This window comes from Monashia sp. HAY1-5C, from assembly GCF_056755255.1.
On the sequence record NZ_JBPGXG010000482.1, the window covers coordinates 1 to 258 of the forward strand.

1 protein-coding gene is annotated in these 258 nt (G+C 70.9%); it reads right to left on the reverse strand.

Annotation, left to right across the window (positions count from 1 at the left end; genetic code table 11):
* On the reverse strand, positions 1-235 hold a 235-nt coding region (locus tag ACR9ZK_RS22515), incomplete at its 3' end, for a phosphatase PAP2 family protein (RefSeq protein ID WP_481344151.1).
* Positions 236-258 lie beyond the last annotated feature (23 nt).

Here is a 258-nt window from a genome sequence, read left to right on the forward strand (position 1 = left end):
GTTCCAGGAAGAGGGATGTCCGGCCCGCCCCGCGCGCCCGCTCCTTCAGGATCGGGACGGTGAAGGCGGCCGCCACGACGAGCGCGGCTCCCGCGCCGAGGATCGCGCCGCCGACCGTGTCGCTGAACCAGTGCGCGTGCACCTGGGTGCGGCTGAAGCCCATCAGCAGGGTCCACGTGAGTCCCGCGACGAAGACCCAGACGCGTGGGAAGAGGATGACGAGTAGGACGGCCATCGTCGCCGCATTCGCGGTGTGGC